Raw genomic sequence first — 24,001 nt, forward strand, 5'->3', positions numbered from 1 at the left:
TTATAATCTTCACGCCAGACAGCGGCCGTTCACGCACAGAAGCTCTTTATGGAAAAAAGCCTCGCCCGGTACATTTGGGTCCATACCCGGCCGCAGCAGCTCTTCATCCTGCTGATCGTCGCCCTGTCCATGATCCCCTACTATCTGGCCTTCGACCTGCCCAAGCAGATCGTCAACGGCCCGATCCAGGGGACCGGATTCGAGCAGCCCGGCAACACCCAGCTCTTCATGCCGATCGCCTTCGATCTGCCGCTCTTCGGCCATGTCGAGCTTTTCGCCGGCCTGCCGCTGGAGCGCATGCCCTCGCTGCTCGCCCTCAGCCTGACGTTCCTCGTGCTCGTCATCATCAACGGCCTGTTCAAGTATTTCATCAACACCTACAAGGGCCGTCTCGGCGAGCGGCTGCTGCGGCGCATCCGCTACGAGCTCGTCGATCGCATCCTTCGCTTCCCGCCGCGCTACTTCAAGCACATCAAGGCCGGCGAGGTCTCCTCGATGGTCAAGGACGAGGTGGAACCGCTCGGCGGCTTCACCGCGGATGCCTTCGTGCAGCCGGCGCTGCTCGGCGGCCAGGCGCTGACGGCGCTGATCTTCATCTTCATCCAGCATTTCTGGCTCGGCTTCATCGCCTTCGCCATGGCCGCCATCCAGGTCGGCATCATCCCGCGCATGCGCCGCCGTCTCATCGAGCTCGGCCGCGAACGCCAGCTCACCGCCCGCCAGCTCGCCGGCCGCGTGGCGGAGATCGTCGACGGCATCGACACGATCCACGCCTACGACACCTCGAACTACGAGCGCGCCGACATCGCCGCCCGCCTCGGCCGCATCTTCAAGATCCGCTACGACATCTACCAGTGGAAGTTCCTGGTCAAGTTCCTCAACAACTTCCTCGCCCAGCTGACGCCCTTCCTGTTCTACTGCATCGGCGGCTACCTCACCATCGTCGGCAAGCTCGACGTCGGCCAGCTCGTCGCCGTCATCAACGCCTACAAGGAGCTGCCGGGGCCGCTGAAGGAACTGATCGACTGGGAACTGGTGCGCCAGGACGTGCAGGTCAAATACGAGCAGGTCGTCGAGCAGTTCGAGGCCGACGAGATGATCGCCCCCGAGATCCAGGCGATCGACACGGAAAGCCGGGCGGTCCTGAACCACCCGCTCAGCACCACGAACCTCCTGATCGACGACGATATCGGCGGCCGGGTTCTCGAACACGTCACCGTCAAGATCGCGCCCGGCGAGACCGTCGCCATCATCGGTGCGGCGGCCAGCGGCGGTGACCGCCTCGCCGAGGCGCTGGCCCGCGTCGTCTGGCCGGCCGGCGGCAAGGTGACGGCGGGTGACGACGACCTCTTCACCCTGCCGGAGGCGGTGACCGGCCGGCGCATCTCCTATGTCTCGCCCGACGCCTATTTCTTCCACGGCAGCCTGAAGGACAACCTGCTCTACGGCCTCAAGCACGCGCCGATCGAGCCGGCCGCCTACAAGGGGCCGGCCGCCGACCAGCGCCGATGGGACGTGCTGGAGGCGCGCCGCTCCGGCAATCCGGATTTCGACCTCAACGGCAACTGGATCGACCCGAGCACACTCAATGCCAACGGCACGGACGGGCTGTTCGGCGCGATGATGGCGGTGCTGGACGTGGTGGAGCTGTCCGACGACGTGCTGCAACTGGCGCTGCACTCCTCGATCGCGGTCAACACCAATCCCGACTTCGCCGCCCAGATCGTCGAGATGCGCCATGACCTTCGCGAGGAGCTGGACCGCCGCGACCTCAACAACCTCATCGTGCCCTTCCGCGACAACGAGTACAATACCGAGGCGCCGGTCGCCGAGAACCTGTTCTTCGGCATGATGCCGGACCCGAAGGCCTCGACCAAGGCCATCGTCAAGACGCCCTATTTCCGCAACATGATGCGCGAGAGCGGCCTCGGCGAAGCGCTGTTCGAAATGGGCAAGGGCATCGCCGAAAGCGCGGTGGAGCTCTTCAAGGACCTGCCGCCCGACCACCCGTTCTTCGAGCAACTGACCTTCATGCGGGCGGACGAGATCCCGACCTATCAGCACCTGCTGCAGAAGCTGCGGCACAATGCCGCACCGAGCGAGGAGGACCGGATCGCGCTCATCAAGCTCAGCTTCTTCTATGTCGAGCCGCGGCACCGTTTCGGCGTGCTCGACGAGAAGCTGATGCGCAAGATCGTCGAGGTTCGCCACCAGTTCCACGCGAACCTGCCGGCGGAACTGCAGGCCCACATTGAACGTTACAATCCGAATGCCTATCTGACATCGGGAACGCTGGTGGACAATATCGTGTTCGGCAAGCTCAACCATCGCTTCAGCGACGCCATTTCCAAGCTCAGGGAGATCGGCGGGGAGCTTCTGGCCAAGCGGCCGGAACTCTACCATGCGTTGATGGAACTGGGGCTGGAATCGAACATCGGCGCCGGCGGCCGGCGGTTGAACAGCCTGCAGCGCCTGAAGCTGGGCCTTGCCCGCGCCCTCATCCGCCGCTCGGACTACTACATCTTCAACCGGGCGTTCTCGGGAGTCGACCATCACCTCCAGGAACACGTCGTGGAGGCGGCCCTTGCGTTCATTGCCAAGAGCGGTGATAATCCCGCTGTTGTCTGGGTTTTGTCAAATACCCCGCTTGCAAAACACTTTAAAAGGGTGCTTGCTTTTGATGGCGGAAGTTTGGTGGAAGACGGAACCTACGACACGATCGTCGAAAGTGGTACGGTATACAAGCAACTGATAGCATGACTGGTATGAAGTGATCAGATAACCGGAATTCGAGGCGGTTGACTGTTATGATCTTGAACGACGAAGTGCAGATGTTACGACGGGTGCCGCTGTTCTCGGGCATCGATGCAGGCAAGCTGAAACTGCTCGCCTTCGCTTCCGATCGGGTCAGCTACCGTGAAGGTCAGGAACTCTTCCATCAGGGCGACGAAGGCGATGCCGCCTATGTCGTTCTCTCGGGCGTCGTCGACGTCTACAAGGAAGGCCCCTCGGGAGACGAGAAGATCGCATCGACCGGCAGTTGCTCGGTCGTCGGCGAAATCGCCATCCTCTGCGGCACGACCCGCAATGCCACCGTCAAGGCCTCCACGGTCGTGGAAGCACTGCGTATCCGCAAGGACTGCTTCCTCAAGGTCCTCTCGTCCTGCCCCCGCAGCATGGCCGAAACCATGCGCATCATGGGCGAGCGGCTCGCCACCGCGCACTGAGGACCGCTCCGTCGGCCTTGCCTGCCGGCATTTCCTGAACGTCCCTTCCGGGTCGCCCGGATCACTGTTGCGTGCGCCGGCCGGCACATTGTCCTTCCGTCCTTTGACGAAAGCCTTTCCGCGCGCTGCAAAGGCATTCCTTTCCGGACTTTTCGCCTTTTGCGGCGGGAGAACCCCGTTCCGCGAAGCAGCGAAGCACCTTGCGGCGCGGGCTGGATTTGCCAAGGAATTGCGGCAGAAACAAGGGACTAGCCGCCTTCGCCGCGCTCTTGCACCTTCATATTTCTGTGATCATCCGCTCACCGCCTGCGAGGTTGCGACCGGCGCATGTTGCTCGGTGCAGGAGCGGTGCGCCGCGTGCGGGAGTCGTTTCCTGCGGCGCGAAAGGCGGTGAGCACCCCCCTCTGCCCTGCCGGGCATCTCCCCCTCAAGGGGGGAGATCGGCAAGAGGCGAAAGCCTCGCTTAATCAGCAGCGCTGGAAACGGGCGAAACGGCTCTCCATCCAATCTCCCCCGTGAGGGGAGATGCCCGGCAGGGCAGAGGGGGGTGGTCGCGGAGCGCGCACGCTTCTTTCCGGCGCGACCAACGCACCGCCCTTGCGAGCAGCGCCAGAAGGACGAAGCGGCGCTGGAGGAGGACGCCCGGCAACCCGCCGCCCTACCCGACCAGATCCTCCGCACGCTCCCAGACGCACCCTGCCTGCCCGGCCGTCGCCTCGAAAATCAGCGCCATCAGCGCCCAGGCCGCCGCGTCGTGCACGAGGTGGTGGGTGAGGAGGCCGATCGGGCCGTCATGGGTCTGCGAGACGCGCACGAGATCGGCGATCACCGCTTCCGCCGGCCGGGCGCCTCGCGTGCCGCGCCAGTCGATGATGTCGACATGGGTGTTGCGCACGGCGAGCGGCGCGGGCTTTTCCGGGCCGAAGACGGAGAGCGCCTTGAAGCCAAGTGACGGCAGGCCGTCGACGACGGCGGGCGCGATGCGGTTCCATGGCGGCACCAGCATGGGCACGAAGCGGCCGGCATGGAGCGCAGCGAGGCGTTCGAAGCCCCGGCCGAGCTCGGCAAGCACCGTCTCCGCCGGCCGGTGGGCGCCGAGTTCCTGGCTCTTCTCGCCGGGTCCCGCATGGTTCTCATGCGCCCAGCCATGCACCGCCACGCCTGCCAGCGGGGCCTCGGCAAGCCGCGCCGCCAGCGCCGCGCCTGTCAAGGCCGGGATGACGGCGATGAGCACGGGCACCGCATGGCGCGCGGTCAGCGCCAGGAGCGTGTCGAGCGCCGCGGTCGGCGCCACCGCATCGTCGTCGCGCAGCCACAGCCGGAGCGGCCTGCCGGCCGCTGCCCGGCGGGCGATCTCGTCCGCAAGGGGGCTTGCGCAGGCAGGCAGCGTCATCCCGTCTCTCCCGCAGTGTTCCGCGCGATGGCATCCAGCGCCGCGGCGGCGGCCGGCAGCGAATGGTCGGCCAGCACGCGGGCGCGGGCCTTTTCCGCAAGGCGCCGGCGCTCCGCCGCGTCGTCCAGGAGCGCCGCGATGGCCGCCGCATAGGCGGCGTGATCGCCCGGCGCGGTGAGGCGCCCCGTCTCGCCGTCCTCGACCACTTCCGGAACGCCCGCCGTCCGCCAGGCGACGACCGGAAGGCCGGCGGCCTGCGCCTCCAGATAGGCGAGCCCATAGGCTTCGCCGCAGCCCGGCCAGACATAGAGCGCACCCCCGGCCAGGATCTCCGCCACCGCGGCCTGCGGCTTCTGCCCGCGCCAGGCGATGCGCCCGTCGCCAAAGCCGGAAAACAGCGCCTCCACCTCGGCCCTGAGCGGCCCGTCGCCGACCACCGAAAGGCGCCAGGGCCGGTCCTCGATCCGCCGCAGCGCTGCAGCAAGCGCGCGAAAACTCTCCAGCTTGTCGCCGGCCCGCATCATCGCCACGGTGACGAGGTGGCCCGGCTGCGGCCGTGCGGCCCGGCTGGTGAACGGCGCCGCGTCGATGAACGGCTTCAGCGGCGCAACGGCCGCATCCGGCGCGGCGGCGGCAAGGCCCGCCCGGTCGCGGGCGGTGAGCCCGATATTGACGGCCGCGCCGCGCACCGCCTCCAGCACCTGCGCCTGCATGTCGCGCCAGATGCCGATATTGCGGCGTGCGGAATAGGAGGCTTCCGCCGTGGCATAGGCGACGCCGAAGCGCTTGCAGAGCGGAGGGCCGATCAGGTCCGGCGCCTTGTAATAGGGATGGTAGCAGAACCAGAGGTCCGGCGCGCCCTGCGCCCGCCAGAGCACCGAAAGCCGCTCGACCTCCGCCGCCGCCCGCGCCCGGAGCGCCGCATAGGCGGCCGCATCGTCGCTGTCGCCGCAAAAGGCGCGCAGCTCCGAGGCGAGCGTGACGGCATGGTCGGCCCGCCTCAGGCAGTCGATAAGCTGGCGGGCCATCAGCCGGTCGCCCGAGGGCACGGCATGGTCCGGCGATTTCAGCGGGGCGTAGAACGCGATCTTCATGCTCGCCCGCAGGCCCTTTCTCATCGTCGCCCTGGCGCCGCGAACCGCGGCACGGCTTTGCGGCCCATCGTGCTGCGCGCCCGGCGAGGCCGGACGGCAAGGGTTGACAGGCTGGCCAAACTCTCCCATCTCAACGCGCGGTCCTGTATATGTGCGCGGAGTGCCGATGCCAACTGCCTTGCTTTCCCACGAGACGCTGCTGGCGCGAATAACGTCTCGCGAGGCCCGCGTCGGCGTCATCGGCCTCGGCTATGTCGGCCTGCCGCTCGCCATCACCGCCGCCCGCGCCGGCTTTGCCGTGACGGGTTTCGACATCGACCCCGGCAAGATCACCGCGATCGAGGCCGGGCGCAGCTATATCGAGGCGGTGCCGAGCGATATCCTTGCCGCCGAGCACCGCACCGGCCGCTTTGCCGCGACGAGCGATTTCTCAAGGCTCGGCGCATGCGACATCATCGCCATCTGCGTGCCGACGCCGCTGACGCGCCACCGCGACCCCGACATGCGCTATGTCGAGCAGACCTGCCGCGACATCGCCGCGACGCTGCGCCCCGGCCAGCTCGTCGTCCTGGAATCGACCACCTATCCCGGCACGACCGACGGCCTGGTGCGCCGCACGCTGGAGGCCGGCGGCCTGACGTCCGGCGCGGATTTCTTCCTCGGCTTCTCGCCGGAGCGCGAGGACCCCGGCAACCGCCAGTTCCAGACCTCGACCATCCCGAAGGTCGTCGCCGGCGACGGCGTGGCGGCGCAGGCGCTCGTCACCGCCTTCTACGGTGCGGTGGTCAAGACGGTCGTGCCCGTCTCCTCCACCGCCACGGCCGAAGCGGTGAAGCTGACGGAGAACATTTTCCGCGCGGTGAACATCGCCCTGGTGAACGAGCTGAAGGTCGTCTACGAGGCCATGGGCATCGACATCTGGGAGGTGATCGACGCCGCAAGCTCAAAACCCTTCGGCTACATGCCCTTCTATCCCGGCCCGGGCCTTGGCGGCCATTGCATCCCGATCGATCCCTTCTATCTCACCTGGGCCTCGCGCGCCCACGAGCTGCCGACCCGCTTCATCGAGCTCGCCGGCGAGATCAACTCTTCCATGCCCCGCCATGTGGTGGGCAGGCTGGCCGAGGCGCTCGACCGGCGCGCCGGCAAGGCGCTGAGCCGTTCGAAGGTGCTGGTGATCGGCCTCGCCTACAAGAAGAACGTGCCCGACATCCGCGAAAGCCCCTCGCTGAAGCTGATCGAGCTGATCGAGGAGCGCGGCGGCGCGGCGAGCTATTACGATCCGCATGTGCCGGAAATCCCGCCGACCCGCGAATACGGCGCCTTCCGCGGCCGCCCGTCGGTCGCCTGGGACGAGGCGGACATCCGCGCCTTCGACGCGATCCTGATCGCCACCGACCATGACGACGTCGACTATGCGGCGCTCGCCGAATGGGGCGCGCTGATCGTCGACACGCGCAACGTCTTCGCCCGGCGCGGCATCGCCGCCGACACGATCCTCAAGGCCTGAGACCCCGCATGAGCCGCCTCGAAAGCTTCATCCGCCGCATGTCCGCCCAGCGTGACGTCATCGACCATGTCGCGCAGGCCCTGCCGTTGCCGGAGGACGGCGCGATCCTCGAGATCGGCCTCGGCAACGGCCGGACCTTCGATCACCTGCGCGAGAAATTCCCCGGCCGGCGCATCGTCGCCTTCGATAGGGCGCTCGGCGCGCATTCCTCCTCCACGCCGCCGCCGGGCGACCTGGTGCTCGGCGAGATCGTCGAGACGGCTAGGGCCTTTGCCGGCACGAATGCCGCGCTCGTCCACGCCGATATCGGCACCGGCTATGACGACAAGGACGCGGTCACGCTGACCTGGCTGCCCGACATCGTCGCCCGCGCGCTCGGCGCCGGCGGCATCGCCATCAGCGGCCTGCCGCTCGACCACGCGGCGCTGGAGCCCCTGGCGCTGCCCGCCACCGTCGACAGCAAGCGCTACTTCCTCTACCGCAGGCGGGCGTAGGCCCATGGCCCGCGTCGCCGTCATCGCGGACGCCCATTTCCACGATATCGAAGGCGACTACGATTTTCCCGGCATCGTCGTGAACGGGCGAAGGCTGACGGTGCGCACCTTCGCCGACACCGTCCGCTCCACCCGCGTCTTCAACGAGAGTTTTACCACCCTCCCCGCGGCGCTCGACCGGATCGTCGCCATGGGCATCCGCCACGTCGTCCTGCTCGGCGACTATACCGACGACGGCCAGCGCGGCACGGTGGCGAGCCTCGTGCGGCTGCTTGCGGCCTATCGCGACCGCCACGGCCTCAACTTCTACGCCACACCGGGCAACCACGACGTCTTCGGCCCGCTCGGCAAGCACCGCGACACCCGCTATGTGCATGCCGGGGGCGGCACGACGCTCGTGACGAGCGATGCGGAGAAGGCGGCGGAGGATCCGGGCCGTCCGGTGGTGACGGAGAAGATGTATTGCGACGGCGTGCCGGCGGGCATCCGCGCGCTCGGCGATTTCGGCTATTTCCGCCGCCCCGGCGACCTTCATTTCGAAACGCCCTTCGGCGCCGATGACGCGCCCGCCGCGCGCGAGCACGACCTGCGCTCCGCCGACGGCGGCACCGTGCGGCGGCTGATGGACGCCTCCTACCTGGTCGAGCCGGAGGACGGCCTGTGGCTCCTGATGATCGACGCCAATGTCTTCGAGCCGCGCAACGGCCGGCGCGACATCGCCCGCAAGAAAGCCTTCCTCGACAGTTCCGATGCCGGCTGGAACGCGCTCCTGCGCGTAAAACCCTATCTCCTCGCCTGGATCGCCGATGTCGCGGCGCGGGCGGCGCGCAAGGGCAAGACGCTCCTCGCCTTCTCCCACTATCCCGCGCTCGATCCCTTCGAGGATGAGACGGATAGCGAGCGTGCGCTCTTCGGCGAAACGAACGTCGCGAAGCGCACGCCCCGCCCGATCGTCGCCGAAACGCTCATCGCCGCCGGCCTGTCGCTGCATTTCAGCGGCCACCTGCATGTCGAGGCCCGCTCGCGCCACGATGAGGGTGGCCGCAGCCTCGTCAACATCGCCGTGCCCTCGCTCGTCGCCTTTCCCGCCGGCTTCGTCGTGGTCGAGACGGGGGATGGGGCGCCGTCCGTCGAAACCGTCTCGCTTGCCGAGACGCCGCTCGATGCCGATCTCCTCGCGCTTTACCGGGCCGAGCAGGCTCGCGAAGGCCTCGCCCCGGACCCGGCGCTCGCCGCCCGCGACTACGGCGATTTCCTGCACCACCACATGCGTGCCCTCGTCCTCCAGCGCTTCCTGCCGAAGGAATGGCCGGCGGACATGGCGCAGATGGCGCGGCGCATGACGCTCGCCGATCTCTGCCGGCTGATGGCGGACGGCACGCCGCCGGCCGGCCTCGACACGGGTCCGCTGGAGGCCGTCCCGCTCCTCGACCTCGTCGCCGACTGGTATTGCCTGCGCCAGTCCCCTGCCGCTGCTCCCACCCATATCGCCCCCGGCAGGCTCGCCTGCTACCGGTCGCTCGCCGAGCATTTCGGCGACCTCACGCCGGCGGGCGAGGACGGGCCGCGGCGGTTCTTCGCAATCTTCCTCGGGGTTCTCGGCCGCAGCTTGGAACGGGCGTCCAGGGAGGCGGGACGTTCTGCCGGATCGGCTGCTGCCCTGCCACGTTGAAGGGCGCAGCGGCTTTGCAGCTCGCCGGAACGGCGTGTTTGGCCCGCCGTCGGCCTTCAAGACACGAGGCCGCTGGCATGGCGCCTCGATCGCATTCTAGAGCGTTTTTGTCTTTGATTGAATCGATCTGGATTCCCATGAGGTTGGTTTTGTGATTCAAGATGCTGGCTGGGAGGAGGCCAGCATCGGATGGTTCGAGCCCTATCTGGAGACCCTCGCGAACGTGTTGTCGCGGCCGTTTTTGCCGGCGAGAGTTGCAGCTCGGTGGCAGGGCGGTTTGGTGTTGCTGTTTCGTCGGTTGTGAAGTGGTCGCAACGCTACCGGGCGACCGGCTCGGTTGCACCAGGCAAGATGGGCGGACATCGCAAGCGCATTCTGGAGCCGCATCGCGATTTCATTGCCGCCCGTCTACAGCAGAATCCACATCTGAGCCTACACGGACTGAAGGATGAACTGAGCCGGCGCGGGGTGATGGTCTCGCACAACACGGTGTGGCAGTTCCTGCGTCGTGAAGGCCTGCGCTTCAAAAAAAAACACTGTTTGCCCTTGAGCAGGCCCGGGCCGACATCGCCCGCAAACGCCAACGCTGGAAGGTATGGCAAGGCCATCTCGATCCGACGCGGCTCGTCTTCATCGATGAGACCTGGATCAAAACCAACATGGCGCCGCTAAGGGGCTGGAGACCGAAGGGCAAGCGCCTGCGCGGCTTCGCGCCGCATGGCCATTGGCGTACCCTGACCTTCCTCGGAGCCTTGCGCTGCGACCGGCTGACCGCCCCATGCGTCTTCGACGGTCCGATCAACGTCCGGTGCTTTCGTGCCTATGTCGAGCAACAACTCGTGACCGCTCTCAAGCCCGGCGACATCGTTATCATGGACAATCTCGGCAGCCACAAATCGGTGGCCATCCGCCAGGCCGTCAAAGCGGCAGGTGCGAGGCTCTGGTTCCTGCCACCCTATTCTCCGGACCTCAATCCCATCGAGCAAGCCTTCGCCAAAATCAAACACTGGATGCGTCTCGCACAGAAGCGCACCATTGAGGACACGTGCCGCTTCGTCGCCGATCTCGTCAAAACAATCCGACCAAGGGAATGCCGAAACTACTTCTTAAACGCAGGATACGCTTCAATCAAAACATGAAACGCTCTAGACGCGCCGCCGCCGATGGACGTGCCAGAGGCCGGCCGTGCTCATTGCCGCCAGCACGTACCAGGTGAGCGCATAGACGAGGTGGCTGTTGCGGAAGGCGATGACCGTGAGGCCGCCGACCGGGAGGCCGCCGGGATTGGGCGTCGCATCCGCGTCGATGAAATAGGGGGCGACGTCGGAAAGCCCCTTTGCGGCGGCGATGGCGGCGACATCGCGGGAGAACCAGCGCTCGCCGGCGGGATCGTTGGCGCGCAGGAAACCGCCGCCGGGTTCGCTGAGGCGCAGCAGCCCCGTCACCGCGACGGGGCCGGCCGCAAGCTCGCTTCCCGCGCGGTCGACGGGCGCGCGGCGATCGGCCGGCACGAAGCCGCGGTTGACGAGGACGGTCGTGTCGTCCGCCAGGCGCAGCGGCGTCAGCACCCAGAAACCGGCGCCGCGCTCCGTCACGGCCTGCACGAGCACCGTCTTGTCGTGCTGGAAGAGGCCGGTGGCGGTGACGCGGCGGTATTCGTCCCTTTCCGCACTGATCGCCGGCCATCCGGCCCGCGCCGGCGCGGCCACCGGTTCGGCATGGACGCGGCTTTCGACGCGGGCGATGAGGTCGCGCTTCCAGAACAGGCGCTGCACCTGCCAGGTGCCGAGGGCGAGGAAGACGGCGGCGAGAAGGACGAGGACGCTTGTGAGGAGGCGCCGGGCGCGGGCGGAAGGTTCGGACATGGGCTAGGCCATCCCCCTCTGCCCTGCCGGGCATCTCCCCCACAAGGGGCGCTTGGGGAATGCGACATTGCCGCTCCTTCCCTTCTCCCCCGCGGGGGAGAAGGCGATGTGGCACCGTTTCATCCATCTTCCATGCCGCTCTGCAGGGCAGAGGGGGGTGGTCGCCCCGGCGCTCATTCCCATCGCTCCGATCAAGGCATGGTCTTCATCATCTCATGGGTCATCGGCATCATGTTCGTGTTGAGGTGATGCATGACCCAGAGCGAGCCGGCAATGGCGATGCCGACGATGATCAGCGTGAAGATCAGCGCCATCAGCGTCCAGCCGCCTTCCGAGCGCGGGTTCATGTGCAGGAAGTAGACCATGTGCACGACGATCTGCACCACGCCGATGCCCATGACGAGCACGGCGGTGAACAGCTTGCTGTCGAGCACGTCGCCCATGACCAGCCAGAAGGGAATGGCCGTCAGGATGATCGAGAGGACGAAGCCGATCATGTAGCTCCTGAACGAGCCATGGCCGGCATCGTGGCCGTGGCTATGGGCGTGATGGGCTTCCGAAGCGCTTTCGTGGCTCATCCGAGGACTCCGAGCAGGTAGACGAAGGAGAAGACGCCGATCCAGATGACGTCGAGGAAGTGCCAGAACATGGAGAGGCACATCAGCCGGCGGCGGTTCTCGGGGTTGAGGCCGTGTTTCTTCACCTGCACCATCAGCGTGATCAGCCAGATGATGCCGAAGGTGACGTGCAGGCCGTGCGTGCCGACCAGCGTGAAGAAGGACGACAGGAAGGCCGAGCGCGTCGGGCCGGCGCCCTCATGGATCAGGTGGTAGAATTCGTAGAGCTCCAGCGCCAGGAACGCCGCGCCGAAGACGCCTGTTATGCCGAGCCAGACCAGCGTCTCCATCTTGGCATTGCGCTCCATCTGGAGCATGGCGAAGCCGTAGGTGATGGAGGAGAGGAGCAGCATCGCCGTGTTGATGGCGACGAGCGACAGGTCGAAGAGATCGGCGGGCGACGGGCCGGCCGCATAGTTGCGGCCGAGCACGCCGTGCGTTGCGAAGAGCACGGCGAAGATCAGGCAGTCGCTCATCAGGTAGAGCCAGAAACCCAGCATGGTGCTGTTTTCCGGGTGATGCTCGTCCTTGAGGTAGAAGACCGGCTTTCCGTCGGTATCGTGGACTTGGGTCGCGCTCATGGGCTCAGGTCCGTTCTTGCAGCAGTTTCGTGTGCGCGTCCTCGGTCGCCGTCACGGTATCGGCGGGGATGAAGAAGTCGCGGTCGTAGTTGAACGTATGGGCGATCGACACCGCGATGAGCGCGATGAAGGAGAGCGCCGCCAGCCACCAGATGTACCAGATCAGCGCGAAGGCGAGCACGACGCTGATGGCCGACAGGATAACGCCCGTGCCGGTGTTCTTCGGCATGTGGATCGGCTTGAAGCCTTCCAGCGGGCGCTCGTAGCCGCGGTTCTTCATGTCGTACCAGCTATCATGGTCGTGCACGACGGGGGTGAAGGCGAAGTTGTAGTCCGGCGGCGGCGAGGAGGTCGACCATTCCAGCGTGCGCCCGTCCCAGGGATCGCCCGTCACGCGGAGCTGGTCGCGCCGCAGGAAGCTGACGACGAGCTGGATGACGAAGGAGGCGATGCCGAGCGCGATCAGCGCCGCGCCGAAGGCGGCGATGACGAACCAGATCTGCAGGGACGGGTCCTCGAACTGGCTGACGCGGCGGGTGACGCCCATCAGGCCGAGCACGTAGAGCGGCATGAAGGCGAAGAAGAAGCCGATCTGCCAGAACCAGAAGCTCATCTTGCCCCAGAACGGATCGAGCTTGTAGCCGAAGGCCTTGGGGAACCAGTAGACGACGCCGGCCATCAGCCCGAACAGCACGCCGCCGATGATGACATTGTGGAAATGCGCGATGAGGAACAGCGAATTGTGCAGCACGAAATCGGCCGGCGGGATGGCCAGCATCACGCCCGTCATGCCGCCGATGACGAAGGTCACCATGAAGCCGACCGTCCACAGCATCGGCACCTCGTAGCGGATGCGGCCGCGATACATGGTGAACAGCCAGTTGAACATCTTCGCGCCCGTCGGGATCGAGATGATCATGGTCGTGATGCCGAAGAAGGCGTTGACCGAGGCGCCCGAGCCCATGGTGAAGAAGTGGTGCAGCCAGACGATGTAGGAGAGGATCATGATCACGCAGGTGGCGTAGACCATGGAGGTGTAGCCGAAGAGCCGCTTGCCGCAGAAGGTGGCGACGACCTCGGAGAAGATGCCGAAGGCCGGCAGGACGAGGATGTAGACCTCCGGATGGCCCCAGATCCAGATGAGGTTGATATACATCATCGGATTGCCGCCGAGGTCGTTCGTGAAGAAGTTCGTTCCCACGTAACGGTCGAGCGACAGGAGGGCGAGCGTGGCGGTGAGGATCGGGAAGGTCGCGACGATCAGGATGTTGGTGCACAGCGACGTCCAGGTGAAGACCGGCATCTTCATGAAGGTCATGCCCGGCGCGCGCATCTTCACGATGGTCGCGATGAGGTTGATGCCGGAAAGCGTCGTCCCGACACCGGCGACCTGCAGCCCCCAGATGTAATAGTCGACGCCGACGCCGGGACTGTAGTCCGCGCCCGAGAGCGGCGGATAGGCGAGCCAGCCGGTGCGGGCGAACTCGCCGACGAACAGCGACATCATGATGATGACCGCCCCGCCCGTCGTCATCCAGAAGGAGAAGTTGTTGAGGAAGGGGAAGGAGACGTCGCGCGCGCCGATCTGCAACGGCACGACATAGTTCATGAAGCCGGTGACGAAGGGCATCGCCACGAAGAAGATCATGATCACGCCGTGCGCGGTGAAGATCTGGTCGTAGTGATGGGCGTTGAGATAGCCCTCGCTGCCATTGAAGGCGATCGCCTGCTGGATGCGCATCATGATGGCGTCGGCAAAGCCGCGCAGCAGCATGATGATGGCGAGGATGATGTACATGATGCCGATCTTCTTGTGATCGACGGAGGTGAACCACTCGTTCCAGAGATAGCCCCAGAGCCTGAACCGGGTGATCAGGCCGAGAAGCGCGATGCCGCCCAGCGCCACGACCGCGAAGGTCACGACAAGGATGGGCTCGTGGTAGGGGATTGCCTCCCAGGTGAGCCGTCCGAAAATGAATTGCGTGAGGCTGATGTCGCCGAACATGGGATCGTCCAATATCGTTTCGTAGGCGGCCCGGTGCATGCGAGGGCCTTGCGCGCCCGCCGCGGCCGGCGGGCGCAATGAAAGCTAGTGTGACTGGTGCGCGTCGTGGTTCGTGGTGGCCGGGTTCTCCTCCACGCCCTCGGCCGGTTCTTCGCTGCGCGCGGGATTGCCGGTCTCGGGGAAGGTGGCGGCGGGCGCCTCGTCCGCGGCATGGCGGTTGTCGTGTTCGAGTTTCGCCTTGTTCCCGTGGCTCTCCTTGCCCGCCCCGCCCGTCATGTCGATATGCATCATGTCCTTCATGCACATCTGGCCTTCGCGCACGCACATGTTGAGCACGGCCTGGTAGAGCCCGTCGTCGACGGTGGCGTAGTAGCGCACCGGCTCCTTCACGCTCGGCTTTTCGAGCTTCAGATAGGCGTCGCGGTTGAGCGCCGTGCCGTTCTGCTTCACCCGCGCCACCCAGGCGTCGAAGCCGGCCTGGTCGAGCCCGTGGAACTTGAAGCGCATGTGCGAGAAGCCGTCGCCGCTGTAGTTCGACGACAGGCCCTCGTATTCGCCGGCCTTGTTGATGACGGCGTGCAGCTTCGTCTCCATGCCGGGCATGGTGTAGATCATGCCGGCGAGCGCGGGCACATAGAAGGAGTTCATCACCGAGGAGGCGGTGAGCTTGAAGTTGATCGGCACGTCGACGGGGGCCGCCATCTCGTTGACCGTGGCGATGCCCTGGTCCGGATAGAAGAACAGCCATTTCCAGTCGAGCGCCACCACCTCGACGGTGATCGGCTTCGTCTCCTCTGGCACCGGCCGTGCCGCATCGAGCCGTTCCAGCGGCCGGTACGGATCCAGCTTGTGGGTGCTGACCCAGGTGATGGCGCCGAGCGCGATGATGATGGCGAGCGGGGCCGACCAGATGGCGACTTCCAGGCCCGTCGAGTGATGCCACTCCGGATCATACTTCGCCGCCGTGTTCGACTGGCGGTAATGCCAGGCGAAATAGAGCGTCATGGCGATCACCGGCACGATGATGATCAGCATGAGGATGGTGGAGATGACGATCAGGTCCCGCTGCTGCGTGGCGATGTCCCCGGAGGGCGACATGACGACCATGTTGCATCCGGAAAGCAGGGCCAGCATCAGGGGGAGGATCGAGACTCGGGCTAAACTGAATGGCTTCGGCATTGCGGCCTCAACTTGCGTTCTGTCTAGTCGGCAATAAGCGGGCATGGTCGCGCTTGGAAATGAGGTGCTTCGTCGCAGCGCAGCATTCTGTCGCAGTGCGGTAGAAACTTTTGGGCTGTCCGCCGCCGCAAAATTGATCTAGCGCAATAATCGTCGCGGGTCTTCAAGCCGTGCTGCGACGGGTCGCAGGTTCGGACGCAACCTTGCCGCAGCGCGCACGTTTCGCCTAATTCTTGATATTGGACGCCGAATAGTCAACACTCTAACGACATGGCGCACATCGCTCGGAGAAATTCATGAGTTCGGTCGCTAACCCCTCCTCCTCCGGTCTCGAGCGGGACGCCCGCCGCATGCATGACGACGACAAGCCGCTTTCGCCCGGCAGCGTCGCCATCGGCGTGGTGATCGGGCGCACCTCCGAATTCTTCGATTTCTTCGTCTACGGCCTCGGCTCCATCCTCGTCTTCCCGAAGCTCATCTTCCCCTTCGCCGGCAGCGCGGTGGCCGCGACGCTGATGTCCTTCGCGCTCTTTCCCCTTGCCTTCCTCGCCCGGCCGGTCGGCTCCTTCGTCTTCATGTGGATCGACCGCAACTACGGCCGCGGCACCAAGCTGACGGTGGCGCTGGTCATCCTCGGCGGCTCGACCGCCTCCATCGCCTTCCTGCCGGGCTACGAGACGATCGGCTACTGGGCCGTGGCGCTGCTCGCGCTCTTCCGGCTGGGCCAGGGTTTCGCGCTCGGCGGCGCCTGGGACGGGCTTGCCTCGCTGCTCAGCCTGAGCGCGCCGGAAAACCGCCGCGGCTGGTACGCGATGATCCCGCAGCTCGGCGCGCCCTTCGGCTTCGCGCTCGCCAGCATCCTCTTCGGCTATTTCGTCAGCAATCTCTCGGAGGCGGATTTCCTCGCCTGGGGCTGGCGCTATCCGTTCTTCGTCGCCTTCGCCATCAACGTCGTGGCGCTCTTCGCGCGCCTGCGCATCGTCGCCAGCAAGGAATTCGGCGCGGCCATGGAGGCGCAGGAGCTGCAGGCCCGGCCGATCTTCGAAATGCTGAGCAAGCATGCCATGGATGTCGTGCTCGGCGCCTTCGTGCCGCTCGCAAGCTTCGCCATGTTCCACCTCGTCACCATCTTCCCGCTCTCCTGGATCATGCTCACCGGCGGCCAGTCGGTGGAGGAGTTCCTCTGGGTGCAGGTGGCGGGCGCGGCCGTCGGGGTCGTCGGCATCGTGCTGTCGGGCGTCATCGCCGACCGCATCGGCCGGCGCAACCAGCTCATGGCCGGCGCCATCCTCATCGCGATCTTCTCCTTCTCCGCGCCCTTCCTGCTCGATTCCGGCGGCAAGGGGCAGGACGCCTATATCCTGATCGGCTTCTTCATCCTCGGCCTCACCTTCGGCCAGTCCTCCGGCGCCGTCTCCTCGCGCTTCACGCAATATTACCGCTATACCGGCGCGGCGCTGACCTCGGACCTCGCCTGGCTCGTCGGCGCGGGCTTCGCCCCGCTCGTGGCGCTCGGCCTTGCCACCAGCTTCGGCATCGTCTTCATCGGCGGCTACCTGATCTCCGGCGCCATCTGCACCATCGCCGCCCTCACCCTGACGCGGGCGCTCGACCAGCACTGAGGCTTTCGTTCTTTGCCGACGAGGCGCCGATTTGCGCTTCGGCGAGCAGCCGCACAAGCCAGTCGACGAAGACGCGGACCTTGTTGGAGAGGTGCCGGTTCGGCGGATAGACGATGTAGAGCGGGATCGGTTCCGACCGCCAGCCCGGCAGCACCGGCACGAGCGCCCCGCTCTTCAGCGCCTCGGTCGCCATGAAGCGCGGCAGCGGCGCGACGCCGAGGCCGGACAGGGCCGCGGCGAGATAGCTGCGCGCATCGTTGACCGAGACGATATAGCGGCTGTCGACCTCGACCGTCTCGCCGTCCTTTTCGAATTCGAAAGGCATGGTGCGGCCGGTCTGCGCCAGGAAATAGTTGATGCAATGGTGCGCGCCGCCGAGGTCCAGCGGGTGCCGCGGCGTGCCGAAGGCCTCGATATAGGCCGGGGCGGCGCAGGTGACGATATCCATCTCGGCGACGCGCCGGGCGATCAGCGACTGGTCGCCGGGCGCCCCGCCGCGCAGCGCGCAGTCCACATTCTCCGCCAGATAATCCACCGTCCGGTCGCCGACGCCGAGGTCGATATGGATATCCGGGAACTTCTGATGGAAATCGCCGAGCCGGGGAATGACCAGCAGGTCCGCGAAGGCCCCCGCCATCTCGACGCGCAGGCGCCCGCGCGGGCTGGCATGGGAATGGGAGAGGCTGCCGTCCAGTTCGTCGATCTCCGCGACGATCCGGATCGCCCGCTCATAGTAGAGCGCCCCGTCCGTCGTCACCATCACCCGGCGCGTCGTGCGGTTGAGCAGCTTGGTTTGCAGATGCGTTTCGAGGTTCTGGATGAGGTTGCTCACCGTCGCCTTGGGCATGCCGAGCGCGGCGGAGGCCCGGGTGAAATTGCCGGTCTCCACCACGCGGAGGAAGGCACGCATTGCGGAAAGCTGATCCATGGAACATTCCCAGGTTGGAAGCTGCTATTGTTCGAGAATATGGATAGTGAAGTCAGTTTTGGCACACTTATATCGCCGCGATCAGGCACGATATAAATGGTGAGGCCCCATCCTAATTCCAGAGGGGCCCGAGGACGAAACCATGCCGGTAGAGATCAAGGATATGACGTTCGACAAGGTGGCCATCGGCCCCGTGTCCGCACGCGTCTATCAGGGAGCGGAGTTCGCCAAGGGCGCCCCCATCCTGCTCTACTTCCATGGCGGCGCGTTCCTGGAAGAGGGCCTTCGCCCCTCCCCCGTCGCCGAGGCCATCGCTTCCACGGGCGCCATCGTCGCCGTTCTGGATTATGGCGCGCCGGGCGGCGGTGTCTTCCCCAAGCCGCTCGAAGTCGGCTTTTCCATGTTTTCCTATCTCGCCAAGAAGCGCGCCGGCCTCGGCGACCGCAAGTCGCCGCTCATCATCGGCGGCGAGGAGGCGGGCGGCAACATCGCCGCCGGCGTGGCGCTGAAGGCGCGCGACCATTTCGCCGACGAGCTGGACGGCCAGGTGCTGTTCTCCCCGCTGCTCGATCCCTTCATGGGCACCGCTTCCTTCCGCGAGTCCGAGGCGCTCGGCATGAGCCAGCGCTGGGCGGAGGGCTGGAGCCACTATCTCAGCGGCGGCGTCTGCCATCCCTATGCGGCGCCGTGCCTCTGTTCGCGGCTTGCGGGCGTCGCGCCCGCGCTCGTCGTTTCGGCGGAGGACGATCCGCTGCGCGACGAAGCCCTCGGTTACGCCGACTGCCTCACCGCAGCGGGCGTCAAGGTTCGCCGGCATGTGCTCCCCGCCGGGACAGGCTGGCCTGAAATTTATGGCGGGAAGACGGGCGAAACCCCTGACTGGTCTCCCAAGCGGCCATCCACCTGGCAAGAGGAGGTCGGCCGCCAGTTTTCGGGTTTTGTTCAAAATATAAGCATTCACTAATTTAATTTGAAACGCGCGGTCCAAGGGCCGCAAGGAGAAGAGAACATGACGTCGAAGCGCAAACGCTGGGCCCTGACGGGCGCCGGCCTGGGACTGGCTGTGTCCGTTTCCGCCGCAGCCCTCTATTTCCAACTGCCGGGCAATGTCGCCCAGGCGGAAGCCACCGTGACGGCCGAAGTGCCCGCCGTGCCGGTCACGGTCGCCGTGGTCGAAAACCGCGATGTGGTGACCTGGCAGGAATTTTCCGGCCGTCTGGAGGCGATCGACCGCGTGCAGATCCGCTCGCGCGTCGCCGGTGCCATCGAGGCGGTGAATTTCCGCGAGGGCGCGCTGGTGAAGGCGGGCGACCTGCTCTTCACCATCGACCAGGAGCCCTTCAAGACCGCGGTGACGCAGGCCGAAGGCCAGTACGCCTCCGCCGAGGCGCGCGTGAAGCTCGCCACGACCGAGCTTGAGCGCGGCCAGCGCCTCGCCAAGAGCAACAGCATCTCGCAAAGCGAGGTGGACACGCGCCAGAACGCGCTGGCCGAGGCCCGCGCCGCGCTGAAGACGGCCGAGGCCACGCTGCACGCCGCCAAGCTGGAGCTCGGCTATACGGAAGTGCGCGCGCCGGTTTCCGGCCGCGTCGGCAAGGTGGAGATCACCACCGGCAACCTCGTCGCCGCCGGCTCGACCTCGCCGGCGCTGACGACGCTTGTCTCGGTCGACCCGATCTATGCCGGCTTCAATGTCAGCGAGGAGACGGTCGCCAGGGCGCTCGCCGCCCTGCCGGCCTCCACGGACGCGCTTCCGCCGATCGACCAGATCCCCGTCGAGGTCGGCACGCTCGCCGACGAGGGCACGCCGATCCGCGGCAAGCTCCAGCTTATCGGCAACGAGGTGGACGCGGCGAGCGGCACGATCACCGTGCGCGCCGTCTTCGACAATCCCGGCGGCAGGCTGATCCCCGGCCAGTTCGTGCGCATCCGCATGGGCGAGCCGAAGGCCGAAAGCAAGATCCTCATCAGCGAAAAGGCCGTCGGCACCGACCAGGACAAGAAGTTCGTCTTCGTCGTCGACAAGGACAACAAGGTCGCCTACCGGCCGGTCGTGCTCGGCAGCCTGTCCGGCAACGAGCGTGTCGTCGAAAGCGGCCTTGCCGGCGGCGACCGCATCGTCGTCAATGGCCTGCAACGCGTCCGCCCCGGCGTCGTCGTCGATCCGCAGGTGCAGGAGAATGTCGCCTCGGTGAAGTAGGCGGGCGGTTCGAGGTTCAGCCCCTCACCCTAACCCTCTCCCCGCAAGCGGGGAGAGGGGACGTGCCCGACGAACCGGCAAGGGTCGAGGAAACCGGCTCGGCATATCCCTTCTCCCCGCTTGCGGGAGAAGGTGGCCGGCAGGCCGGATGAGGGGCCAAACCGTCTGCGATGACCTTCCCTGCGGGAGGCGCGACAGACACCGTAGCCGAAGACCGGCAGGACGCTCACCCGCCCTGCCCCGAAACAACCAACAATCCCATGCCCGCCGGCGGCGCATCGCCCGCCGGATGGGTCCGTTCGTCCCTGGAGAGGGGTATTGCCATGAACATCTCCCGTTTCTTCATCGATCGCCCGGTCTTCGCCGGGGTGCTGTCGATCCTCATCGTCGTCGCCGGCCTGATCGGCATGCGCGCCCTGCCGATCTCCGAATATCCGGAGGTCGTGCCGCCCTCGATCGTCGTGCGTGCCACCTATCCCGGCGCAAACCCGGTCGTCATTTCCGAAACCGTCGCGACGCCGCTCGAAGAGCAGATCAACGGCGTCGAGGACATGCTCTACATGAACAGCCAGGCGACCTCCGACGGCGTCCTGACGCTGACGGTCACCTTCAAGCTCGGCACCGATCCGGACAAGGCCCAGCAGCTCGTGCAGAACCGCGTGTCGCAGGCCGAACCCCGTCTTCCCGCCGAAGTGCGCGCGCTCGGCGTCACCACGGTCAAGAGCTCGCCCGACTTCATCATGGTGGTCAACCTCGTCTCGAAGACCGACCGCTACGACATCACCTATCTGCGCAACTACGCCACGCTGAACATCAAGGACCGCCTCGCCCGCATCGAGGGCGTCGGCCAGGTCCAGGTGTTCGGCGCGGGTGACTATGCGATGCGTGTCTGGATCGATCCGCAGAAGGCGGCGGAGCATGCGCTTGCCGCCAGCGACATTTCCAACGCCATCCGCGAGCAGAACGTGCAGGCCGCCGCCGGCATCATCGGTGCCTCGCCCACCGCCAACGACGTCAACCTCCAGCTCAACGTGAATGCGCAGGGGCGCCTGCGCACGCCGGAGGAATTCGGCAACATCATCGTGAAGACCGGCGCGGAGGGCCAGATCACCCGCCTGCGCGACGTCGCGCGCATCGAGATGGGCGCGGCCGACTATTCGCTGCGCTCGCTGCTCGACGGCGAGCCGGCCGTCGCCGTCGCCGTCCTGCAGGCGCCGGGCTCCAACGCCATCGAGATCGCCGACAATGTGCGCGCCACGATGGACCAGCTCCAGATCGCCATGCCCGAGGGCGTGAAATACGAGATCGTCTACGACACGACGGAATTCGTGCGCGCCTCGATCGACAAGGTCGTCGACACGCTGCTCGAGGCCATCGCGCTCGTCGTGCTCGTCGTCATCGTCTTCCTCCAGACCTGGCGCGCCTCGATTATCCCGCTGCTCGCCGTCCCGGTCTCCATCATCGGCACCTTCGCCGTGATGTATGCCTTCGGCTTCTCGGTGAACGCGCTGACCCTCTTCGGCCTCGTGCTGGCCATCGGCATCGTGGTGGACGACGCCATCGTCGTCGTCGAGAACGTCGAGCGCAACATCGAGAACGGCCTGTCCCCGCGCGAAGCCACCTACCGGGCGATGCGCGAGGTCTCCGGCCCGATCATCGCCATCGCGCTCGTCCTCGTCGCCGTCTTCGTGCCGCTCGCCTTCATCAGCGGCCTCTCCGGCCAGTTCTACCGCCAGTTCGCACTCACCATCGCGATCTCGACGGTCATCTCCGCCATCAACTCGCTGACGCTCTCCCCGGCTCTGGCCGCCCTTCTCCTGAAGGACCACCATGCGCCGAAGGATTGGCTGACGCGCGTGATGGATGGCCTGTTCGGCTGGTTCTTCCGCGGCTTCAACCGCGCCTTCAGCGCCGCCGGCAACGGCTACGGCCGCAGCGTCGGCGGGCTCGTCACGCGCAAGTCCCTGGTGATGGCGATCTATCTCGCCCTCGTCGGTGCGACCTATGCGGTGTTCAACGCCGTGCCCGGCGGCTTCGTGCCGGCGCAGGACAAGCAGTACCTCATCGGCTTCGCCCAGCTTCCGGACGGCGCGACGCTCGACCGCACGGAAGAGGTCATCAAGAAGATGAGCGAGATCGCGCTGGAACAGCCGGGCGTCGAGCACGCCATCGCCTTCCCGGGCCTGTCGATCAACGGCTTCACCATCGGCTCGAATTCCGGCATCGTCTTCGCCTCGCTCGCTCCCTTCGAGGAGCGCACGACGCCGGAACTGTCGGGCGGGGCGATCGCCATGCAGCTCAACCAGAAGTTCGGCGCCATCCAGGATGCCTTCATCGCCATGTTCCCGCCGCCGCCGGTCAACGGCCTCGGCACGACGGGCGGCTTCAAGCTGCAGATCGAGGACCGCGCCGGCCTCGGCTACGGGCCGCTCAACGAGGCGACCCAGGCGTTCCTGGCGAAAGCCTACCAGACGCCGGAGCTGGCGGGCCTGTTCTCCAGCTTCCAGATCAACGTGCCGCAGCTCTATGCCGATCTCGACCGCTCCAAGGCCCAGCAGCTCGGCGTGCGCGTGACCGACGTGTTCGAGACGCTGCAGATCTATCTCGGCTCGCTCTATGTCAACGACTTCAACGCGTTCGGCCGCACCTACTCCGTGCGCGTCCAGGCGGATTCGGCGTTCCGCGCCAAGCCGGAGGATATCGGCCAGCTCAAGGTACGCTCGCAATCGGGCGAGATGATCCCGCTCGCCGCGCTCCTGAAGGTCGACGCGACGACCGGGCCGGAGCGCACCACGCGCTACAACGGCTTCCTCGCCGCCGACATCAATGGCGGCCCGGCCCCCGGCTTCTCCTCCGGCCAGGCGCAGGCGGCGGTGGAAAAGATCGCGGCCGAGACGCTGCCGTCAGGCATCGACTTCGAGTGGACGGACCTCACCTACCAGCAGATCCTCGCCGGCAATTCGAGCATCGTCGTCTTCCCGCTGGCGCTGCTCCTGGTCTACCTGGTGCTCGCCGCGCAATATGAAAGCCTGACGCTGCCGATCGCCATCATCATGATCGTGCCGATGGGCGTGCTCGCCGCGCTCGCCGGGGTCTGGTACACGGGCGGCGACAACAACGTCTTCACCCAGATCGGCCTCGTGGTGCTGGTGGGCCTATCGGCGAAGAACGCCATCCTGATCGTCGAATTCGCGCGCGAGCTGGAATTCGAGGGAAGGACGCCGATCAAGGCCGCGATCGAGGCGAGCCGCCTGCGCCTGCGCCCGATCCTGATGACCTCGATGGCCTTCATCATGGGCGTCGTGCCGCTGGTCCTGTCCACCGGGGCAGGTGCGGAGATGCGCGCCGCCATGGGCCTTGCCGTCTTCTCCGGCATGATCGGCGTCACCTTCTTCGGCATCTTCATGACGCCGGTCTTCTACGTGCTGCTCCGCCGCCTGACGGGAAACCGTCCGCTGGTGCAGCATGGCAAGTCGACGATGGAGGGAGAAAGGGAAGCGCACGCGGCGTAACAACCCGCGCAGCATCATCCCGAATGGCAAAGGCCGGGGCAGCAAATCGCCGCCCCGGCCTTGTTTCGTTGCCGACCTCCAGCCTCCAACCCACCCTCGCCG

Annotated in this window: 18 protein-coding genes; 10 read left to right on the forward strand and 8 right to left on the reverse strand. The window is 66.1% G+C overall.

Annotated features, from left to right (window positions below; translation table 11 throughout):
* Positions 1 to 48 precede the first annotated feature (48 nt).
* Positions 49 to 2,760, forward strand: a complete 2,712-nt coding sequence (locus tag shn_RS26345; RefSeq protein WP_064333491.1) for an ABC transporter transmembrane domain-containing protein — start codon at positions 49 to 51, stop codon at positions 2,758 to 2,760.
* Positions 2,761 to 2,807: 47 nt separating this feature from the next.
* A complete protein-coding gene (locus tag shn_RS26350; RefSeq protein WP_064333492.1) occupies positions 2,808 to 3,227 on the forward strand; it encodes a cyclic nucleotide-binding domain-containing protein in 420 nt (139 codons plus the stop codon).
* 658 nt (positions 3,228 to 3,885) lie between these two features.
* Here the strand turns inward: shn_RS26350 and shn_RS26355 are convergent.
* Together shn_RS26355 and shn_RS26360 are read right to left on the reverse strand one after the other, a co-directional pair.
* A complete protein-coding gene (locus tag shn_RS26355; protein WP_064333493.1) occupies positions 3,886 to 4,620 on the reverse strand; it encodes a polysaccharide deacetylase family protein in 735 nt (244 codons plus the stop codon).
* Positions 4,617 to 5,714 carry a glycosyltransferase family 4 protein gene (locus tag shn_RS26360; RefSeq protein ID WP_064333494.1) on the reverse strand — a complete coding sequence of 366 codons (1,098 nt, stop codon included), beginning with the start codon at positions 5,712 to 5,714 and terminating at the stop codon, positions 4,617 to 4,619. The genes shn_RS26355 and shn_RS26360 overlap by 4 nt, the downstream gene beginning before the upstream one ends.
* A gap of 166 nt (positions 5,715 to 5,880) precedes the next feature.
* Here shn_RS26360 and shn_RS26365 point away from each other — a divergent pair, with 166 nt between their 5' ends.
* The 4 genes from shn_RS26365 (at position 5,881) to shn_RS35245 (ending at position 10,529) form a co-directional block, all read left to right on the forward strand.
* A complete protein-coding gene (locus tag shn_RS26365) occupies positions 5,881 to 7,224 on the forward strand; it encodes a nucleotide sugar dehydrogenase (RefSeq protein ID WP_064333495.1) in 1,344 nt (447 codons plus the stop codon).
* A gap of 8 nt (positions 7,225 to 7,232) precedes the next feature.
* Positions 7,233 to 7,718, forward strand: coding sequence for a class I SAM-dependent methyltransferase (locus shn_RS26370; RefSeq protein ID WP_064333496.1), 486 nt, complete (start codon positions 7,233 to 7,235; stop codon positions 7,716 to 7,718).
* Between the two features lie 4 nt (positions 7,719 to 7,722).
* Positions 7,723 to 9,390: a metallophosphoesterase gene (locus shn_RS26375; protein WP_064333497.1), complete on the forward strand. Its 1,668-nt coding sequence runs from the start codon at positions 7,723 to 7,725 to the stop codon at positions 9,388 to 9,390.
* A 189-nt stretch (positions 9,391 to 9,579) separates the two neighbouring features.
* A protein-coding gene (locus tag shn_RS35245; RefSeq protein ID WP_145926066.1) for an IS630 family transposase occupies positions 9,580 to 10,529 on the forward strand; the annotation gives its coding sequence in 2 pieces (ribosomal slippage) (positions 9,580 to 9,915 and positions 9,918 to 10,529; 948 coding nt in all).
* 6 nt (positions 10,530 to 10,535) lie between these two features.
* Here shn_RS35245 and shn_RS26385 read toward each other — a convergent pair.
* From shn_RS26385 to cyoA, 5 genes are all read right to left on the reverse strand, one after another.
* Positions 10,536 to 11,255 carry an SURF1 family protein gene (locus shn_RS26385; RefSeq protein WP_064333499.1) on the reverse strand — a complete coding sequence of 240 codons (720 nt, stop codon included), beginning with the start codon at positions 11,253 to 11,255 and terminating at the stop codon, positions 10,536 to 10,538.
* Positions 11,256 to 11,446: 191 nt separating this feature from the next.
* On the reverse strand, positions 11,447 to 11,833 hold the full coding sequence (cyoD, locus tag shn_RS26390; protein ID WP_064333500.1) for a cytochrome o ubiquinol oxidase subunit IV: 387 nt from the start codon (positions 11,831 to 11,833) through the stop codon (positions 11,447 to 11,449).
* Positions 11,830 to 12,453, reverse strand: coding sequence for a cytochrome o ubiquinol oxidase subunit III (cyoC, locus tag shn_RS26395; protein WP_064333501.1), 624 nt, complete (start codon positions 12,451 to 12,453; stop codon positions 11,830 to 11,832). The genes cyoD and cyoC overlap by 4 nt, the downstream gene beginning before the upstream one ends.
* Positions 12,454 to 12,457: 4 nt before the next feature.
* Positions 12,458 to 14,458: a cytochrome o ubiquinol oxidase subunit I gene (gene cyoB / locus shn_RS26400; RefSeq protein ID WP_064333667.1), complete on the reverse strand. Its 2,001-nt coding sequence runs from the start codon at positions 14,456 to 14,458 to the stop codon at positions 12,458 to 12,460.
* 84 nt (positions 14,459 to 14,542) lie between these two features.
* On the reverse strand, positions 14,543 to 15,637 hold the full coding sequence (cyoA, locus tag shn_RS26405) for a ubiquinol oxidase subunit II (RefSeq protein ID WP_064333502.1): 1,095 nt from the start codon (positions 15,635 to 15,637) through the stop codon (positions 14,543 to 14,545).
* A 296-nt stretch (positions 15,638 to 15,933) separates the two neighbouring features.
* On the opposite strand from cyoA, the gene shn_RS26410 reads away from it, so the two are divergent.
* Positions 15,934 to 17,259: an MFS transporter gene (locus shn_RS26410; RefSeq protein WP_064333503.1), complete on the forward strand. Its 1,326-nt coding sequence runs from the start codon at positions 15,934 to 15,936 to the stop codon at positions 17,257 to 17,259.
* Here the strand turns inward: shn_RS26410 and shn_RS26415 are convergent.
* On the reverse strand, positions 17,228 to 18,187 hold the full coding sequence (locus tag shn_RS26415; protein ID WP_064333504.1) for a LysR family transcriptional regulator: 960 nt from the start codon (positions 18,185 to 18,187) through the stop codon (positions 17,228 to 17,230). The genes shn_RS26410 and shn_RS26415 overlap by 32 nt on opposite strands.
* A gap of 142 nt (positions 18,188 to 18,329) precedes the next feature.
* Between shn_RS26415 and shn_RS26420 the strand changes: the two genes are divergently transcribed.
* From shn_RS26420 to shn_RS26430, 3 genes are all read left to right on the forward strand, one after another.
* Entirely contained in the window at positions 18,330 to 19,151 is an 822-nt protein-coding gene (locus shn_RS26420; RefSeq protein ID WP_064333505.1) for an alpha/beta hydrolase fold domain-containing protein, read from the forward strand.
* Positions 19,152 to 19,196: 45 nt separating this feature from the next.
* Entirely contained in the window at positions 19,197 to 20,387 is a 1,191-nt protein-coding gene (locus shn_RS26425) for an efflux RND transporter periplasmic adaptor subunit (RefSeq protein WP_064333506.1), read from the forward strand.
* Between the two features lie 323 nt (positions 20,388 to 20,710).
* Positions 20,711 to 23,899, forward strand: coding sequence for an efflux RND transporter permease subunit (locus tag shn_RS26430; RefSeq protein WP_064333507.1), 3,189 nt, complete (start codon positions 20,711 to 20,713; stop codon positions 23,897 to 23,899).
* Positions 23,900 to 24,001 lie beyond the last annotated feature (102 nt).

Origin of the sequence: Shinella sp. HZN7, assembly GCF_001652565.1 — a bacterium.
Taxonomy (GTDB): domain Bacteria; phylum Pseudomonadota; class Alphaproteobacteria; order Rhizobiales; family Rhizobiaceae; genus Shinella; species Shinella granuli.

Excerpts from the sequence above, each read along its gene's own strand:
- shn_RS26345 (WP_064333491.1), top strand. The coding sequence starts at position 49 with ATGGAAAAAAGCCTCGCCCGGTACATTTGGGTCCATACCCGGCCGCAG.
- shn_RS26350 (WP_064333492.1), top strand. The coding sequence starts at position 2,808 with ATGATCTTGAACGACGAAGTGCAGATGTTACGACGGGTGCCGCTGTTC.
- shn_RS26355 (WP_064333493.1), bottom strand. The coding sequence starts at position 4,620 with ATGACGCTGCCTGCCTGCGCAAGCCCCCTTGCGGACGAGATCGCCCGC.
- shn_RS26360 (WP_064333494.1), bottom strand. The coding sequence starts at position 5,714 with ATGAAGATCGCGTTCTACGCCCCGCTGAAATCGCCGGACCATGCCGTG.
- shn_RS26365 (WP_064333495.1), top strand. The coding sequence starts at position 5,881 with ATGCCAACTGCCTTGCTTTCCCACGAGACGCTGCTGGCGCGAATAACG.
- shn_RS26370 (WP_064333496.1), top strand. The coding sequence starts at position 7,233 with ATGAGCCGCCTCGAAAGCTTCATCCGCCGCATGTCCGCCCAGCGTGAC.
- shn_RS26375 (WP_064333497.1), top strand. The coding sequence starts at position 7,723 with ATGGCCCGCGTCGCCGTCATCGCGGACGCCCATTTCCACGATATCGAA.
- shn_RS26385 (WP_064333499.1), bottom strand. The coding sequence starts at position 11,255 with ATGTCCGAACCTTCCGCCCGCGCCCGGCGCCTCCTCACAAGCGTCCTC.
- cyoD (WP_064333500.1), bottom strand. The coding sequence starts at position 11,833 with ATGAGCCACGAAAGCGCTTCGGAAGCCCATCACGCCCATAGCCACGGC.
- cyoC (WP_064333501.1), bottom strand. The coding sequence starts at position 12,453 with ATGAGCGCGACCCAAGTCCACGATACCGACGGAAAGCCGGTCTTCTAC.
- cyoB (WP_064333667.1), bottom strand. The coding sequence starts at position 14,458 with ATGTTCGGCGACATCAGCCTCACGCAATTCATTTTCGGACGGCTCACC.
- cyoA (WP_064333502.1), bottom strand. The coding sequence starts at position 15,637 with ATGCCGAAGCCATTCAGTTTAGCCCGAGTCTCGATCCTCCCCCTGATG.
- shn_RS26410 (WP_064333503.1), top strand. The coding sequence starts at position 15,934 with ATGAGTTCGGTCGCTAACCCCTCCTCCTCCGGTCTCGAGCGGGACGCC.
- shn_RS26415 (WP_064333504.1), bottom strand. The coding sequence starts at position 18,187 with ATGGATCAGCTTTCCGCAATGCGTGCCTTCCTCCGCGTGGTGGAGACC.
- shn_RS26420 (WP_064333505.1), top strand. The coding sequence starts at position 18,330 with ATGCCGGTAGAGATCAAGGATATGACGTTCGACAAGGTGGCCATCGGC.
- shn_RS26425 (WP_064333506.1), top strand. The coding sequence starts at position 19,197 with ATGACGTCGAAGCGCAAACGCTGGGCCCTGACGGGCGCCGGCCTGGGA.
- shn_RS26430 (WP_064333507.1), top strand. The coding sequence starts at position 20,711 with ATGAACATCTCCCGTTTCTTCATCGATCGCCCGGTCTTCGCCGGGGTG.